The sequence below is a fragment of the Tenacibaculum litopenaei genome, assembly GCF_964514025.1.
In the GTDB taxonomy this organism is placed as follows: domain Bacteria; phylum Bacteroidota; class Bacteroidia; order Flavobacteriales; family Flavobacteriaceae; genus Polaribacter; species Polaribacter litopenaei.
In genome coordinates, this window is the sequence record NZ_CAZEQT010000009.1 from 318,228 (window position 1) to 335,035 (window position 16,808).

Here is a 16,808-nt window from a genome sequence, read left to right on the forward strand (position 1 = left end):
AAAATTCAACGTATTAAACTAAGTTTTATTGAGTGCGTATTGCTGCTGCGCCTTCACGAAGTACACAAAAGAACCCAATGCGTAAATAACGGCAGTAACCACAAAAAAGTACTCTAAGGACTTTTGAAACCAACAGATAAGCAATTGACTTATTGCAATGCCCAACAAAATCCAAAAACTCATTTTTTTCATGGTCTTGTAATTATTATTTACCGACAATAAAAAAGTTCCTGAAACGTGTTGCAACACATTTCCTAACAAAAATATAAGAATTCCGATAAACATAGCATCAGAAAACAAGTATTCCGTACCTACCCACACAGAGAAAATAGGGCTCGCCAACAGGTAAATACCCGTAAACATCAGCAAGGTAATAACTCCAGATACCAAGAGTGAATAGCTAAAAACCTTTTTCGATTTTCGCGTATTTCCTTCTAGGTAGGATTTGGTAATTTCGTGAATAGACATATCAATGATAGACCTTGAAAACAAAGCAACCCCATTGTACACTGTTAGCAATAGACCAAAAACTATGATTTCTCGCTCTCCAAAAAACAGGGGAACCAAAATAAATCCGCTATTGTAAATGAGCGTTTCATTAACAGTGAATAGAAAAAAGTTTTTCGCCATTGGAAAATAGGTCCGATAACAGTTAACGGCTTTATAAAAGCTGAGTTGATTCAGGGAAACTCCCTGTTGTTTATGAACTTTCCAGACTAGGACTAAGAGTAAAATATTCGCAATTGCACTTCCTGTTAGCAAGCTCGGATCGACCAGTAACGACAGTAACATTCCTAAATTTATAAGACGCCTTAGCACTTCCAGTTTTTGGTAAAATTCATAAGCATCTACAGCCTGTAGTACGTGTTTGTAATTCAATAATTGAAAATTGAGTACTAGGTGCAGCGCTAATAAAAAGAGGATTCCCATGCCCAAGCTAGTGGGCACAAACAAGCTCACGCCTAGTAACAGCAAGAAAAACAACAGCAGCGCTACTAAAAACACGATGTTGTAAAAGGAGAACGCTTGTATCAATAGTTTTTTATCCGCTTGTCCCTTTTTCACAAATGCAGCTCTCAAAACCGCGTAAAATGGCTTTGACACTCCTCCATCTAAAAAGGTTAGATACACGGCATAACCGAATATCAACAACAAAAAGGCAAAATTACTACTAGAAAAATAACGCTCAAAAAACTTAGGGCGAAAATAGGTGTTCAGCAAGCCCGTAAACAGTGCCACGTAATTTAAAAGGATAAATAGCTTGGAAACATTTATGTGTTTTAACACCTTATTCATCCGCAAATGTATTCAGTTTCTCTATGGCTTTTGACAATAGTACCACCTGTCTTCTGGGCGCATTGTCATGTAATGGAATCATGGATAAAAACAGCAACCCTTCTATGAGTTTAATGTGAGCCAGATCAAAACGCTTGGCCAATTTTTTATCGAAGTACTTTTTGATACGCTGTTGATTTTCGTTGTTTTCTATGGTATAGTTAATCTCCTTCTCATTGATGTCCAATGAAAATAAATCGTTGACAATAAAATCGTAATCTCCACTAATAGAATGCCTCAACTTCGCCAAATCGTATTTGATATCCCCTGCGGCACTGCTGCCCCAAATTCCTCTTGGATCTATCAAACGAACCACTCCACTGTTGATATCGTACAACAAATTTGAAAAACAATAATCACCGTGTATCAAACAGTTATGTGCTTCATTAAACAACTGCTCGTCTGCAAACTGCAGTATGTCCTCTTGTAGGCGTTCCCAGCTTTTGTAATACACATCGTTAATACAAACCAATCCTTGGTCGTTACCTTCTAATAAATGCCTTAAAGCAGGAACTTTTGTCGTATCAATGAGCGCTACCCTATCTGTAGTTTTTTGTAGGTACACTTTCTGATAGTCTTCTTTGCGCACCGTTCTTTTTTCCGTCTCAAACAAGTAGAGTATGTCTAATAATTTATCGACAATACTCTTTAGAACACGCTTGTTAAAATTGGAAAACAACCAAATTTCCGTCATGGTTTGATAGCTGTAGTACTCCATGGTAACATAGCTATTTTCACGATCTAGTGAATAGTCCAACACTCGAGGTGAAAGTACCTTAAGTGATTTTGGTAGGTTTAACAACCACTCAATTTCCGCTACGAACTTATGGGTATACGTACTTTTTTTCGTCAAGGTACCCAATACATCGTTAAAGCTCAAATGATTAAACGAGCGCGCTTCTAATAAGCGTTTTTTTGATCGTTGGTACTTTTCTATATGTCCAAAATCTAACCATTGATCCGTTTCTTTTACCTGTATGGGTGCTTTTTTATTATAGGTGGCTAACAGGTGAGAAATCTCAAAATTTTCTGGCATGTTCTCTGCCTCAAGCTCACTGATAATCTCACAATTTTCAAGTAAGTAAATTCCCGTGAGTGCCAGTTCATTCTTCGACAGGTGGCGTTCTTTATCACGTATGTGCATCAAAGTACCATCTTGGTCTTTGGTTACGGTACACCACAATTCCGCCCTATCAAAATTTTTGGAGGCCATAATGATATTGCCATCGGCCAAGTCATCCTTGGTCACGGAACAAATCGTATCAGCTAGCGAAATAAAAACCTTGCCTTTTTCAATTTCTTTCAGTGCTGCGAAAAGAGAGTTTCCCGGTTTTTTTTGTTCGTCAACAGGTACAAAGTGTATTTTTAGAGCCGCTGACTTAAAGAATTTATCGACAAACCTCTTTACCTTATCTCCTTCGAAACCAACCGTAATATAGACTTCTTTTAGCCCTAATTGCAAGCAGTTTTGCAGAATATAAAAGATAATAGGTTTACCGTAAATCGGTATTAACGCGGTAGGGATGTTACCGTAAACTTGACAAATACTAGGATCGGCTTTTCCTGCCGACAATACTACTCCTTTCATAGTTTAGCCTTGTATTGTTCTACTTCTTCTGGAGTACCCAACGGAATAAATTCAGACACGAAGTCCAATACAAATTCCTTTCCATTTGCGATGAGCTGATTGTACATAGGTGCTATGTAAAATTCATTTTTATCCGTAATTCCACGCTCGATACAATAGGCTGCCACACTAAAAAAATCATCAGGATTTGTAAAGTGATACAAACCGGTGAGTGCGTTCTCAGAAATCCGTTCTTTCTCTGCGGTTTTAACCACCACCTGTTGCTCGTTGAGTTCCGCGAAACTCCAGTGGGTTCCTTCGGCTTGAAAAGCTCCTAAAACACCGTCTTTCTTTCTTTTTTCATCACTCAACACCGCCGTTAAGCCTTCCGATTTAAAATGCGTATCGATATTGAATACCAACAAATCTTTATCCATATCTACATAGGGTTTACTCAGTAAAACCGTCTCTGCTTGCCCGCGAGTTACCTCATCAATAACGACAAACTCAAGTACTTTGTTCGGTACTTCTCGTCGTATATGAGCAATCACATCAAAAGACGTTTGATGTTCTTTTAGTAGGATAAAAATAAGTTTTGTGGCCAAATTCAAGGGCAAACTTTCTAAGGAGTACTGCAACAGCGATTTTCCATTTACCTCTATGAGGTACTTGGGCTGCGCGTATCCTTTTTTCTGAAACCTACTTCCTCTACCGGCCATCGGTATTACGAAATTCATAGGCTAGTCACTGTAATTAGGTAAATTGTCTCCTGTATCATTAATCGCATCCCACGATTCAAAACGGAATGCATTGTCATCTATGTACACGTGTGCCCAAGGCTTGGCGAAATAGATTTCATCGTAAGGAATCTCGTACTTTTCCAACCATTCCAAGGTCATTTTAGTGACACGCGCATTTACCAATCCTAAGTTAGATTCACAGGTTTTCATGTGTCTGGCAGTATTGATAATTATATAATGCCCAGCTTCTTTTAACTTCTTGATTTTCTCAATACTTCCAGGGATCGGTTTTACATCGAGGTATGTATCTCCCTTTTGCTTAAATCCGCAAATAACCCCATCGAGGTCTAGACAAATTCTCATGTTCTATTTTTTAGTCAGTTAGTTAATTAGTTGGGTTTTGCTAACTAAAGCTCTGTTAATAAAACATTAATAGCTACAAAAACCCTAAAAATCAGAATACATTCTGATAAGAATCGGCATCATAAAAGGGCAGTACCACATCTTTTTCAGACAAGGTAATCTGCGAACTTTCCAAGTGCCAATCGATAGCTAAGGTAGGATCGTCATATCGAATTCCTCCTTCGGCATCTTTGCAATAATAGTTATCGCACTTATAGCTAAATACCGTATCATTCTCTAAAACAGCATACCCGTGAGCAAAGCCTCGAGGTACAAATAACTGTTTCTTATTTTCTCCTGATAAAATTACTGAAAAATACTGACCAAAGGTGGAAGAATTCGCACGTAAATCAACGGCTACATCCAGTACTTTTCCACGGATGACACGTACTAACTTAGCCTGCGCGTGTTTTCCTTTTTGAAAATGCAAGCCACGCAGGGCTCCCAAATGCGAATAGGCTTCGTTATCTTGAACAAAATTCACGTTCAAACCCGATTGATCTTTGAAGTTTTGATGATTGTAACTTTCAAAAAAATAACCTCTGGCATCCTCAAACAATGTGGGTTCCAGAATAAAGCACCCCTCTAAGGGAGTAGAAATAAGCTTCATAAATTACTGCTTATAAGTATCTAAATAACGATTGAGCTTTAACAGTAATAAATAACCGATCATTGCCACCAAAAACAACAGGGCCAATTGTACCGATCTGTTTTCGTATACCCCTTTAATTTCATACCCAACAGGCTGGAAATTAGAGATGATATTTACAACTTCAGACTTTTCTGTTTTTTCTTTACTAACCGTTTTTAGCTCTTTGTTTAACTTTAAGGTGGTTTTGAACAATTCCAGCTCTGCTGCCTGCTGCTCTTTTCCTCCCATTTCAATAGTAGTTCCTTGGCTACCGTGCTTTGCCTTTTCTAAGAGCACTGCCTTGTATACTTGGTGCAGACTGTCCGTTTGTGCTAGGTTTCTTCTGAGTAGGTTATCCGTTCTATTTAAATTCTCATTGGTTAACTCCTTCAGTTTATTGAAGTAATTGTTCTCTACGATTGCAGCAATAATCACCTCGTCTAACTTGTGAAACACGTTATTTCTGGTCGATTTAACTTCTATGTCGTGTACCTTGTAATTAAACTTTGTAAAGGCACGTTTAAAGTCGGCAAACGAATAACTCTTTACGGTCAAACTATCCACAGACAGCAACAACTCATCATAAGTAGTGATGATGTCGTTGCCGTTTTTTATAGGTAAAATGGTAAATTCTTTCAACGATAGAGCTTCCTCTTCGGAGATATTAAAGATTTCGGCTAGCAGTGGTGTTTTTTGCTGCTTAACCAAGTTGTTGTAGTAATCGATATTACTGTACAACTGTCGTGCACTGTTAAAGTTGGTTTGTACTAATAAGTTTGAACCAAACTGATTTTCCTCATTGAGTTCAATAATCAATCCTAAACCAGCTCCCAGAACAAAAGCAATTCCCAATTTGATCATGTTTTGCTTTACAAAAAGTAAAGAAATCATTAAAAAGTGAAACAGCCCTTTAAATATCCCCCCGATAAAATTAGCCAGATTCGCAATTCCCTTTCCAATTACGGAAAACACGGAACCTAAATCAGCTTCCTCTTCGTTGTTTTTGTATTCCATTGTTATAGAATTTGTTCTAAAATTTTCTGTGTAATCGCATACGTCGGCGTTACTCCACTCATTCCTAATCCTCCAGAAGCTAAAGTAGCTCCTGTTTCAAGTGGGTTATCCGATGCGTAATACGCATAACGTACTTGCACATCTTCACGAATGGTCTTTCTAATTTTTGATGCCGATTGTATTGCTTTTTGATAGTGAGCCCCTTCCATTTCTAGCCCAATCACTTGCCAGGTAGAATCGTGGAAGAATTTCAACAAATCTTTGTTTTGTAAGGAAGTACCCAAAACAGAAACCATAGCTCCGTCAAATACCTTTACTCCAAAACCTTCTAAATCTTCCTTCGATAATTCGTTGTGGAATGGGTAATTATCAGCCGTTCCTTCAAAAATATGTGCCGAAGGAATCATGATATCTCCTTTTCCTCCTTCCAAAATTCCAGCTTTCCCCATAATCGAAACCGAAGTCACGTTTAGGTGAATGTTTTCACTTCCTTTTTTGTAAGGTTTTAAAAGCTCATCCATCGTTTCATACGCTTGTTCACCGAATGCGTAATCCATAACTATGATCACCGGCTTCTCAGCTTTTGCTACTTCTTCACTGTACAAACTTCCCGACAGGTCAATTTTAGCCGTGTCAATGATTTGTACGTTGATATTGGTACCTGAGGTATCTTTTAAGTAAATCAATCCATTTTCAGAAGCGTAGTTTTTCACTTTTGATTGCTGGGTTCCACTGCTCGGACTACTCAATAGTTCGAACAATTCAAATCCTGCGTTTGCTTTTGCTTCTTTAGGCAATGCCTTTGGAGCGTATAAGCTGTTCATAACACTGTGCATGTTGGCACTTATAATGTGTATAGGTCGCTCAATTAAGCCGTTTGAAAGTAGGTTTTCTTTGATATTGTTCGCCCAGATTTCTCCGTAATAGTGATGTCCTATTTCCTCATTGAGTACTGAACTGAACTTGATTGAACGTTTTTCGTTGTGTACTACTTCATTGATAGCTAGTTTTCCTAACCAATAAATCAAGTGTAAAAATCTACTAGGACTCTCCTCTGTACTATAGGAATTGTACGCTTCGTACACCTCGTCATAGGTACGACCTAAAACGTTTCCTAAATGCGCAATCATCACATCGCGATCTTCGTCATTCAAGTTGCGGTTATTGAGTACCACATCTTCCAAATACACCCATTCTCTGATAAATTTTTCACCAGAATTACCAATCATTACTTTGTCTTTAATCTTATAAGACTCGATAAATAAAAAGGTAAGATGTGTAAGAATATCGTAAATCTCAGATCGTCCTCTGGTAATTTCGATATTCATTTGGTCTTTATCGATTCGATAACAGTTTCTACGTCTTTTTGGAGGAACTATCACTTTAAAGTTAGAGTGTCTGTAACCTTCATCAGCAGTTAAGTTGATAAACTGACATTCTTCAATTCCTTCCGGTAAACGTTCGATAATATATTTTAACCCATTTAACTCTGTCTTATCTTCGGCGATAGACCCGTAAATTTCGGGACGCAACGCTAATAAAGACTTTCTTAACGTTTCTCCAGATACACCCATCGGCTTATAAAAACCTCTACTAAACAAATGCCTCATTGAAATGTATAAACGCTCAATGGCATTTGTTGACTCCTGTGCTCTTGTTCTTTCTTTCTGGTTAGGTTTCGACATATTCTATAAATCAAATTAAATTATAAACTCTTCTATTTCGCAAGTATTGCACGGTACTTTGTTTTATTTTTTAACAAAGCTGTAGCTCGCTGAATTTCCGCATCGTTTCGCAGTTGATGGCGATACATTCCTTCACGATAGTGCACTTGCTTTACTATTTCTTTTTCTATTTTCGCTAGCAGTCTCTTTTCATGCGCATTCAAAGCGGCTATTTTAGCTGTTTTGAGCTTGGTTACGAGTTGGCTGTACTCGTCTTTGATTTGCTCGTTCTTTTTTACGGCAGTATAGGCGCGTTTGAATAGTTTTTCTTGCTCGGTTACAAAAGTGGTATCGCGCTGCATTAAGTAATCCTTGAATTGCTGAAAATCAGCAGTGGTCACTTTAAACTCCAGTGAATCTACTGGTTTTCCCGAACGCCAGTATTCAGTTGCAAAATTAAATACTGCATTAGACCTCAACAAATTGTTTACGACTCCCTCACGGGCCTCCACTCTGGTTTTTACATCAGGGGTAACCCCTCCTCCGTCGTACACCATACGACCATTTTGCGTTGTAAAGGCATTCACTTTCCCGTCGGAAAACTTAGGGACTTTCCCGGTTTTAGGATCTCTGTTTTCGTAGTCAAATTCTTGAATACAACGACCACTCGGCGTATAGTATTTAGAGATGGTGATTTTAATTTGTGTTCCGTAACTCAAATCGTAATATCGTTGTACCAATCCTTTTCCAAACGAACGTTCTCCCATAATCACTGCTCGGTCGTAATCTTGTAATGCCCCTGATACGATTTCAGACGCTGATGCCGACCTGTTGTCTATCAATACAACCATTGGTATTTCTGTATCTAAAGGCGTATTTCTAGATTTATATACTCTTGAATTACTCGCTACTTTTCCACGAGTATCAACCACAACCCTATCTTTAGGTATAAATAGGTTGGTGATATTGATGGCGTCAAACAGGGAACCTCCAGGATTACTCCTCAAGTCAAATACCAAGCTCTTCATGCCTTTTTCCTTGAGTGCCTTAAATGCTTGCATCACTCCCTCTGTAGCTTTCTGACTCGTAAATCGGGTCAGCACGATATAGCCTGTTTCCTCGTCTATCATCTCGTAGAACGGTACTGGATTCACCATGACCTTGTCGAGCATCAAGTCTTTTTCTACGCGTTGTTTCCCTTGCATAATAGTCAACGAAAGCTCCTTGCCTGGCGATCCTTTGAGCACCTGAGACAAGGCATCGCGTTCCAAGCCAACCACTGACTGTCCGTCTACAGAAACAATGAGATCTCCTGCTTTAATACCTGCTTTGTCAGCAGTAAACCCCTTGTATACTTCCGTTACTAAAATCCCTTTCTTTGAATAATAGGAGCGAATTCCGATGCCACCATACTCCCCTTCGCGTCGAATTTTAGCTTCTTCTACATCTTGTTCGTTGAAAAAGTTAGTATAGGGATCTAAATTTTTTAGGGTGCTTTTGATGGTTTTATCCGTGAGGTCTCCGGGGTTGATTTCATCGATATAATTGACATTCAACTCCTTAAAAACGCTGTTGTAAATTTCGATTTGCTTGGCTATTTCGAAAAATCGAGATTGAAACGAAAAACAAACCGCCGCAATACTCAACCCGATAATGATACGCTTTTTATTCATGGATATTTGTTGTTGTTTCGGCGACAAACTGCGCCAAAAGTTTTTTCATTTTCGCAGAAATAGCCTCGTATTTCCACTCCTCTCTGCCAATATAAGAAATCATGAACACATAGGGTTCTTTTACTTCTGAATATACCGTATATTTTTCCAGACGGTAGGTTTCTCTTAAAAGACGTTTAATTCTGTTGCGGTGCACCGCTCTTTTAAAGTTTCGTTTGGGAACAGAAAATCCTGCCTGTACTGGGAATTTCGTACCGTGCGCTACCGGAACGTATACCATGCGCAAAGGAAATACCTTAATAGACTTTCCTTCCTCATATAATTTCCCGATTAATTTTCTGCTTTTTAATCGCTCTTCTTTGCCTAAAGTAAATCTCATGATATACAAACATACGCAAACCTTTAGGAATAACCATTTTTTTGACTATTTTTGAAAGGATTGAGTACGAGTTTTTTAGCTATTCTCAATTCAATTTTACTTTACTAATACCCTTATCGTTAAACTTTTTATTAGTAAGTACCAACCTAAAAACAAACAATATGAAACCTGATTTATTTCAAGCTCCTGATTATTATCACCTTGATGAATTGTTAACGGATGAACACAAGTTAGTTCGCAACACAACCCGTGATTGGGTGAAGAAAAACTTATCACCTATAATTGAAGAGTACGCTCAAAAAGCGACGTTCCCTACCGAATTGGTGCAGGGACTAGCTGATGTCGGTGCCTTTGGCTCGTATATCCCAGAAGAATACGGAGGGGCTGGACTCGATCAAATTTCATATGGTTTAATTATGCAAGAACTAGAACGCGGCGATAGTGGAATTCGTTCTACAGCCTCTGTTCAATCGTCCTTGGTAATGTATCCTATTTTTAAATACGGAAATGAAGCCCAACGTAAAAAATACTTACCCAAACTTGCCAGTGGTGAATGGATTGGCTGTTTTGGATTAACAGAACCTAACCACGGTTCCAACCCCGGTGGTATGGAAACCAAGTTCAAGGATATGGGAGATCACTATTTGTTAAACGGTGCTAAAATGTGGATTTCCAACGCTCCCATAAGCGATGTTGCTGTGGTATGGGCAAAAAATGAAGAAGGTCGTATTCACGGACTGATTGTAGAACGTGGAATGGAAGGATTTAGCACGCCTGAAACTCATAATAAATGGTCGTTGCGAGCTTCTATTACCGGTGAGTTGATTTTTGACAATGTCAAAATCCCTAAAGAAAATTTGCTTCCTAACAAGTCAGGATTGGGAGCCCCTTTAGGCTGCTTAGATTCTGCTCGCTATGGAATTTCTTGGGGAGCTATCGGTGCCGCAATGGACTGCTACGATACCGCTTTGCGCTATGCAAAAGAACGCACACAATTCGGGAAACCTATTGGACAGTTTCAATTGCAACAGAAGAAATTGGCTGAAATGATTACCGAAATTACCAAAGCACAGTTACTAACTTGGCGTTTGGGAGTTCTTAAAAACGAAAATAGAGCGAGTTCAGCACAAATTTCTATGGCAAAACGAAATAATGTAGAGATGGCACTCCGTATAGCACGCGAAGCACGACAAGTGTTAGGAGCTATGGGAATTACCGGAGATTATTCGATCATGCGCCACTCGATGAACTTAGAAAGTGTTATTACCTACGAAGGAACTCACGATGTTCACCTACTGATAACCGGACTCGATATCACAGGCTTAAACGCCTTTAAATAAGTAAAAATAAAAAAGAAGTGTTCCATACAAAAAACAACCCGGAGTACTGGAACACTTCTTACAATCAACTATTAAAAATCACTAAGTCAATAGTTACTTCTTTTTGGATCCACTGTTTAGTAGTATTAATAAAGTAACTATTAATCCTAAACTAACAATACCAAAAACAATTATCATAATAGTCCCATTTGTCCATGAGACTGATGGAATATTAACTAATTGCATCATATCGTAAACTTTTATACAAAGATACTTTTGGTGCTTCGCTTAGAATATGACATTTATCAGGATTTGTAAAGTTTTGTAGGTAAACCGTCGATACTTTCGCGGTTTTTTTCTTCCCAGTACTCCCGTATACCTTCTTCGCCCTTTTCTTTCGCCCACTCATTGAGTCGATTGCGCTCTCCCTTATAGTCGTAAAAGGGAATAGACGATCCGCAAGATGTTTGAACACTTGCGACAGAAATTAAGAATATTTGACGCATGCCAGGATAATCAGGAAACAGCGGTTTGTACTGTTCCCACGCTGCATCTGAAGGTAGTATTTCTTTTCCCGTTCCATAAAGTCGCACAATGTTAGGCGCACCTTCAAAAGCACAAAACATCAAGGTAATGCGTCCGTTTTCTAGTAAGTGCGCAGAGGTTTCATTACCACTTCCGGTAACACTCAACCAAGCAACTTGATGCTCGTCAATAATATGAAATGAATCCATCCCTTTCGGAGAGAGGTTTACTCGCCCCTCCGCAGGTGCCGTAGCGACAAAGAACATTTTTTGCGCTTTGATAAACTGCTGAATTCTCGTCGGAATTTTTTTATAAAATCTAGCCATGTCAACTTGTTTTGTTATTAGTCTAACCAGTCTTTAGTTCTCGCTACCGCTTTTTGCCATTTGGCATAAAGCCTAGTACGTTTTTCTGCTTCGATAGCCGGTGTGAATACTCGGTTGATTTTCCTGTTTTTAGCAATGTGTTCCCATTGCCAAAGTCCTACACATATTCCTGCTAAATACGCCGCTCCCATAACCGTGGTTTCAATAACTTCAGGACGTTCTACTTGCACGTCGAGAAGATCTGCCTGAAATTGCATCAGTACATCATTCGCACAAGCACCACCGTCAACTTTTAAGCTACTCAAATGCGTCGCAGCATCTTTCTCCATCACTTTAAGAACATCCTTGGTTTGGTAGGCTAAAGAGTCAAGTGTAGCTTTGATGAGATGAGCCTTTCCCGTATCACGCGTCAGTCCAAACACCGCTCCTCGAGCATACATGTCCCAATAAGGAGCACCAAGACCAGCAAAGGCCGGAACTACGTATACTGGGTTTTCTCCAGTCACCTCCTGAGCATATTGTGCACTCTCACTGGCAGACTGTATTATTTGCAAGCCATCGCGTAGCCATTGTATGGCCGAACCAGCTACAAAAACACTTCCTTCCAAGGCGTAGTATACCTTATCTCCTATACCCCAAGCAATAGTGCTGAGCAGTCCGTTTTGTGAATATTCTAACTGTTCCCCAGTATTTAGTAACATAAAACACCCCGTACCATAGGTATTTTTCGCTTCTCCGCGCTCAAAACACGCCTGGCCAAATAATGCCGCCTGTTGATCACCTGCAATACCCGCAATTGGAATTTTTACCCCTTGCAATTCATAGTCGCCAAAATGATGGGATGAAGGACATACCTCAGGTAACATATTGCTAGGTATGTTCAAAGCCTCAAGCATGGTCGGATCCCAGTCTAATTTTTGAATATCAAATAGCATAGTTCTGGAGGCATTACTGTAGTCTGTAGCATGAGTTTTTCCTTCTGTCATATTCCATAATAACCAGGTATCTATAGTTCCAAATAAAAGAGCTCCTTCAGCAGCCAGCTCTTTTGCTCCAGGAACATTTTCAAGTATCCAGTGTACTTTGGTTCCCGAAAAATAACTATCTATTACCAATCCTGTAGTTTTTCGAACGTGCTCTGTGAGTCCTTTCTCTTTTAGTTGCATACAAAAATCAGAAGTGCGCTTGTCTTGCCATACTATGGCGTTGTACACAGGTGCCCCCGTATGCCGATTCCAAACTACCGTTGTTTCACGCTGATTGGTTATTCCTATTCCCGCAATTTCCGAAGGACGAACCCCCGTTTTTTTTAACAGTGTGGTTAAGGTTTCAAGCTGTGTTTCTAAAATTTCAGTGGCATCGTGCTCTACCCAACCAGAGGTCGGAAAGATCTGTGCAAACTCGCGTTGCTCCATACCAACAATTGCTCCTTGTTCATTAATCAATACCGTTCTGGAACTCGTAGTGCCTTGGTCAAGGGCAAGAATGTATTTATTTTCCATGTAGTTACTAGCATTTTACCCCCCCAAGGTACAATTAATTACATACTATAAAAACAAAAAACCTCCCAGAAAATGAATTCTGGAAGGTCTACAAGTTTGTTTGATTAGTTTTTAGTTTCTTAGTGCGTAGCTTGCTCCTTTTCCAAACTCAGCTAAAGTTGCTAAAACATTACCTAAAACATCGTTGGCTTTTTTTACTAAATTTTTCCCCATTTTAATAAAATTTTTAGTTTCCCTTAAGTGTTGCATTTGAATAAATACACTACAAATATACAGCTGATAATCAGGTTAAAATAGGGGAAGTCCGCAGATAAAAATGTAAAATTCCGCAAGAACTAAAATATTGATTTTCAACATAAAAAAAACTTCCAGCTTCGACGAAACCAGAAGTTTTTTTCCCCTTCAAATATATCCTCTCATTGCATTGAGTGATGGTCCAAAATTACAGTTATCATTGAATACCTAAAAGGGGAAGTCCGCAGATACTTTTGCAGTTTTCCGCAGTATGAAGAGGTAAATTTCTGTCGTTCTATTTTATTGGTGTCACCACTGCAGTTAACCTGTAGCAATTCCGCTGAAATTTGCCTGTTTTATTTAATCTACTATGCTTATAAGGTGTAAGAGTTCTTGTACAACCTTTCATCATTCATTATTAGATTGCTGATTTTCAAAATTAAAGGAGTATAAAAATGACAAAACCTCCTAGATAGTAGTACTAGAAGGTTTGTTTTCCCCTTAAATTATCCGCTCATTAAATGAGTGACAAGACAAAGTTAGCTGACATACCCCTTTTTAGAAAGGGGATTTCCGCAGAAAAAAATGCGGTTTTCCGCAATTCCATTTTTAACCCTTGTAGTATCAGTGTTTTATAATAACACCTATCAGGCACCTGTCGTGTGCGAGTCGCACAGACAAATACACTCACTCATGCGGTGCGAGTCGCACAGACTAGTTACTCACTCTTGCCGAAAAATATAAGTCATATAGTTTTTGATGTCGGGGGTCCCGACCAACAAATACGCTTACTCATAGTCGGGGGTCCCGACAGACAATTATGCTTACTCATACTCTGTTAATGTCGCACAGACTTATCACTCACTCTTGCCGAAAAATATAAGTCATATAGTTTTTGATGTCGGGGGTCCCGACCAACAAATACGCTTACTCATAGTCGGGGGTTCCGACAGACAATTATGCTTACTCATACTCTGTTAATGTCGCACAGACTAGTTACTCACTCATGCGTCGGGAGTCCCGACCGACGAATATGCTTACTCATACTCTGTTAATGTCGCGTGAAATTATTGTTATTCATCTATAGCATGTCCTGACAAACTATAGTCCTATCAAGATGTATTGAATTTTAACGAGTACCGCCATAGATAAACCACAAAAAAAAACTCTAAGCCCTCAGCTTAAAGTTTTTTATTTTTCCCCTTAAATTATCCGCTCACTTATATGAGTGACACTGCAAACATACAACCCATTTTCAATTGTGTAAAAGGGATTTCCGCATCTATNTTTGTGTTTTTCCGCAGTGTGAATCACACACATACTAATTACTCACTCATGCGTCGGGAGTCCCGACCGACAATTATACTTACTCATAGTCGGGGGTCCCGACCGACAATTATGCTTACTCATACTCTGTTAATGTCGCACAGACTAGTTACTCACTCATGCGTCGGGAGTCCTGACCGACAAATATGCTTACTCATACTCTGTTAATGTCGCACAGACTTATCACTCACTCTTGCCGAAAAATATAAGTCATACAGTTTTTGATATTACCCACCCCCTAACTTTACCTGTCAGGTGGGACTCCCACCGTGAGAGTCGCCATAAACTAGTATTCCTTCAAGGACCTTCGAGATCTAATGGATTAACGAGTACCGCCATAAATTAACCGCAAAAAAAAAACTCTAAGCCCTCAGCTTAAAGTTTTTTATTTTTCCCCTTAAATTATCCGCTCACTTATATGAGTGACACTGCAAACATACAACCCATTTTCAATTACGTAAAAGGGATTTCCGCATCTATTTTTGTGTTTTTCCGCAGTGTGAATCACACACATACTAATTACTCACTCATGCGTCGGGAGTCCCGACCGACAAATATGCTTACTCATAGTCTGTTAATGTCGCACAGACTAGTTACTCACTCTTGCCGAAAAATATAAGTCATATAGTTTTTGATGTCGGGGGTCCCGACCGACAATTATGCTTACTCATACTCTGTTAATGTCGTACTGACTATTTTACTCATGCAGTGAAAGTCTCGACCCATTATTCTTTTATTAATCATATATCATCCAAAAAAGAAAAACTCCAGACATCTTGCCTGAAGTTTATTCATTTTTCCCCTTAAATTATCCGCTCACTTATATGAGTGACACTGCAAACATACAACTCATTTTCAATTGTGTAAAAGGGATTTCCGCATCTATTTTTGTGTTTTTCCGCAGTGCGAATCACACACACTAATTACTCACTCATGCGTCGGGAGTCCCGACCGACAAATATGCTTACTCATACTCTGCTAATGTCGCACCGACTAGTTACTCACTCTTGCCGAAAAATATAAGTCATACAGTTTTTGATGTCGGGGGTCCCGACCGACAATTATACTTACTCATACTCTGTTAATGTCGTACTGACTATTTTACTCATGCAGTGAAAGTCTCAACCCATTATTCTTTTATTAATCATATATCATCCAAAAAAGAAAAACTCCAGACATCTTGCCTGAAGTTTATTCATTTTTCCCCTTAAAGTATCCGCGTGCGAGTCGCACAGACTAATTACTCACTCATGCGTCGGGAGTCCCGACCGACGAATATGCTTACTCATACTCTGTTAATTTCGCGTGAAATTATTGTTATTCATCTATAGCATGTCCTGACAAACTATAGTCCTATCAAGATGTATTGAATTTTAACGAGTACCGCCATAAATAAACCGCAAAAAAAAACTCTAAGCCCTCAGCTTAAAGTTTTTTATTTTTCCCCTTAAATTATCCGCTCACTTATATGAGTGACACTGCAAACATACAACCCATTTTCAATTACGTAAAAGGGATTTCCGCATCTATTTTTGTGTTTTTCCGCAGTGCGAATCATACACATACTAATTACTCACTCATACGGTGCGAGTCGCACAGACTAATAACTCACTCTTGCGGTGAAAGTCCCGACTGACAATTATACTGACTCATAGTCGGGGGTCCCGACCGACAAATATGCTTACTCATACTCTGTTAATGTCGCACAGACTAGTTACTCACTTTTGCGGTGAGAGTCTCGACCCACTATTCTTTTATTAATCATATATCATCCAAAAAAGAAAAACTCCAGACATCTTGCCTGAAGTTTATTCATTTTTCCCCTTAAATTATCCGCTCACTTATATGAGTGACACCGCAAATATACAACTCATTTTCAATTACGTAAAAGGGATTTCCGCATCTATTTTTGTGTTTTTCCGCAGTGCGAATCACACACATACTAATTACTCACTCATGCGTCGGGAGTCCCGACCGACAAATATGCTTACTCATACTCTGTTAATGTCGCACATACTAATTACTCACTCATGCGTCGGGAGTCCCGACCGACGAATACGCTTACTCATACTCTGTTAATGTCGCACAGACTAGTTACTCACTCTTGCGGTGAGAGTCCTGACCGACAAATATGCTTACTCATAGGTTAAGTATCCTGATAGAGTATTTTT

At 39.1% G+C, this 16,808-nt stretch carries 12 protein-coding genes; 1 reads left to right on the forward strand and 11 read right to left on the reverse strand.

Features of this window, described 5'->3' with window-relative positions:
* Positions 1–18 precede the first annotated feature (18 nt).
* From ACKTS5_RS19690 to rnpA, 9 genes are all read right to left on the reverse strand, one after another.
* Positions 19–1,296 carry a lipopolysaccharide biosynthesis protein gene (locus ACKTS5_RS19690; protein WP_408045601.1) on the reverse strand — a complete coding sequence of 426 codons (1,278 nt, stop codon included), beginning with the start codon at positions 1,294–1,296 and terminating at the stop codon, positions 19–21.
* Entirely contained in the window at positions 1,289–2,923 is a 1,635-nt protein-coding gene (locus tag ACKTS5_RS19695) for a phosphotransferase (RefSeq protein ID WP_408045602.1), read from the reverse strand. The genes ACKTS5_RS19690 and ACKTS5_RS19695 overlap by 8 nt, the downstream gene beginning before the upstream one ends.
* Positions 2,920–3,639, reverse strand: coding sequence for a glycosyltransferase family 2 protein (locus ACKTS5_RS19700; RefSeq protein ID WP_408045603.1), 720 nt, complete (start codon positions 3,637–3,639; stop codon positions 2,920–2,922). The genes ACKTS5_RS19695 and ACKTS5_RS19700 overlap by 4 nt, the downstream gene beginning before the upstream one ends.
* Before the next feature lie 3 nt (positions 3,640–3,642).
* On the reverse strand, positions 3,643–4,005 hold the full coding sequence (locus ACKTS5_RS19705; protein WP_408045604.1) for an HAD family hydrolase: 363 nt from the start codon (positions 4,003–4,005) through the stop codon (positions 3,643–3,645).
* 91 nt (positions 4,006–4,096) lie between these two features.
* The gene (gene rfbC, locus ACKTS5_RS19710; RefSeq protein ID WP_408045605.1) at positions 4,097–4,654 is read right to left on the reverse strand and encodes a dTDP-4-dehydrorhamnose 3,5-epimerase; all 558 of its coding nucleotides are present in this window, start codon (positions 4,652–4,654) and stop codon (positions 4,097–4,099) included.
* Positions 4,655–4,657: 3 nt separating this feature from the next.
* Positions 4,658–5,689: a hypothetical protein gene (locus ACKTS5_RS19715; protein WP_408045606.1), complete on the reverse strand. Its 1,032-nt coding sequence runs from the start codon at positions 5,687–5,689 to the stop codon at positions 4,658–4,660.
* A 2-nt stretch (positions 5,690–5,691) separates the two neighbouring features.
* Positions 5,692–7,374, reverse strand: a complete 1,683-nt coding sequence (locus ACKTS5_RS19720; RefSeq protein ID WP_408045607.1) for a DUF6909 family protein — start codon at positions 7,372–7,374, stop codon at positions 5,692–5,694.
* Positions 7,375–7,406: 32 nt separating this feature from the next.
* The gene (locus tag ACKTS5_RS19725; RefSeq protein ID WP_408045608.1) at positions 7,407–9,026 is read right to left on the reverse strand and encodes a S41 family peptidase; all 1,620 of its coding nucleotides are present in this window, start codon (positions 9,024–9,026) and stop codon (positions 7,407–7,409) included.
* Positions 9,019–9,405, reverse strand: coding sequence for a ribonuclease P protein component (rnpA, locus tag ACKTS5_RS19730; RefSeq protein ID WP_408045609.1), 387 nt, complete (start codon positions 9,403–9,405; stop codon positions 9,019–9,021). Before rnpA ends, ACKTS5_RS19725 begins: the two co-directional genes overlap by 8 nt.
* A 161-nt stretch (positions 9,406–9,566) precedes the next feature.
* On the opposite strand from rnpA, the gene ACKTS5_RS19735 reads away from it, so the two are divergent.
* Positions 9,567–10,745 carry an acyl-CoA dehydrogenase family protein gene (locus ACKTS5_RS19735; protein ID WP_408045610.1) on the forward strand — a complete coding sequence of 393 codons (1,179 nt, stop codon included), beginning with the start codon at positions 9,567–9,569 and terminating at the stop codon, positions 10,743–10,745.
* A 284-nt stretch (positions 10,746–11,029) separates the two neighbouring features.
* Here ACKTS5_RS19735 and ACKTS5_RS19740 read toward each other — a convergent pair whose 3' ends face one another.
* On the reverse strand, positions 11,030–11,575 hold the full coding sequence (locus tag ACKTS5_RS19740; RefSeq protein WP_408045611.1) for a pyridoxamine 5'-phosphate oxidase family protein: 546 nt from the start codon (positions 11,573–11,575) through the stop codon (positions 11,030–11,032).
* A 17-nt stretch (positions 11,576–11,592) separates the two neighbouring features.
* On the reverse strand, positions 11,593–13,077 hold the full coding sequence (gene glpK, locus ACKTS5_RS19745; protein WP_408045612.1) for a glycerol kinase GlpK: 1,485 nt from the start codon (positions 13,075–13,077) through the stop codon (positions 11,593–11,595).
* Positions 13,078–16,808: the final 3,731 nt, after the last annotated feature.

What these genes read in the sequence shown, in the direction of transcription:
- ACKTS5_RS19690 (WP_408045601.1), bottom strand. Translation starts at nt 1,296, where the DNA reads ATGAATAAGGTGTTAAAACACATAAATGTTTCCAAGCTATTTATCCTT.
- ACKTS5_RS19720 (WP_408045607.1), bottom strand. Translation starts at nt 7,374, where the DNA reads ATGTCGAAACCTAACCAGAAAGAAAGAACAAGAGCACAGGAGTCAACA.
- ACKTS5_RS19715 (WP_408045606.1), bottom strand. Translation starts at nt 5,689, where the DNA reads ATGGAATACAAAAACAACGAAGAGGAAGCTGATTTAGGTTCCGTGTTT.
- ACKTS5_RS19695 (WP_408045602.1), bottom strand. Translation starts at nt 2,923, where the DNA reads ATGAAAGGAGTAGTATTGTCGGCAGGAAAAGCCGATCCTAGTATTTGT.
- rfbC (WP_408045605.1), bottom strand. Translation starts at nt 4,654, where the DNA reads ATGAAGCTTATTTCTACTCCCTTAGAGGGGTGCTTTATTCTGGAACCC.
- ACKTS5_RS19740 (WP_408045611.1), bottom strand. Translation starts at nt 11,575, where the DNA reads ATGGCTAGATTTTATAAAAAAATTCCGACGAGAATTCAGCAGTTTATC.
- rnpA (WP_408045609.1), bottom strand. Translation starts at nt 9,405, where the DNA reads ATGAGATTTACTTTAGGCAAAGAAGAGCGATTAAAAAGCAGAAAATTA.
- glpK (WP_408045612.1), bottom strand. Translation starts at nt 13,077, where the DNA reads ATGGAAAATAAATACATTCTTGCCCTTGACCAAGGCACTACGAGTTCC.
- ACKTS5_RS19725 (WP_408045608.1), bottom strand. Translation starts at nt 9,026, where the DNA reads ATGAATAAAAAGCGTATCATTATCGGGTTGAGTATTGCGGCGGTTTGT.
- ACKTS5_RS19735 (WP_408045610.1), top strand. Translation starts at nt 9,567, where the DNA reads ATGAAACCTGATTTATTTCAAGCTCCTGATTATTATCACCTTGATGAA.
- ACKTS5_RS19705 (WP_408045604.1), bottom strand. Translation starts at nt 4,005, where the DNA reads ATGAGAATTTGTCTAGACCTCGATGGGGTTATTTGCGGATTTAAGCAA.
- ACKTS5_RS19700 (WP_408045603.1), bottom strand. Translation starts at nt 3,639, where the DNA reads ATGAATTTCGTAATACCGATGGCCGGTAGAGGAAGTAGGTTTCAGAAA.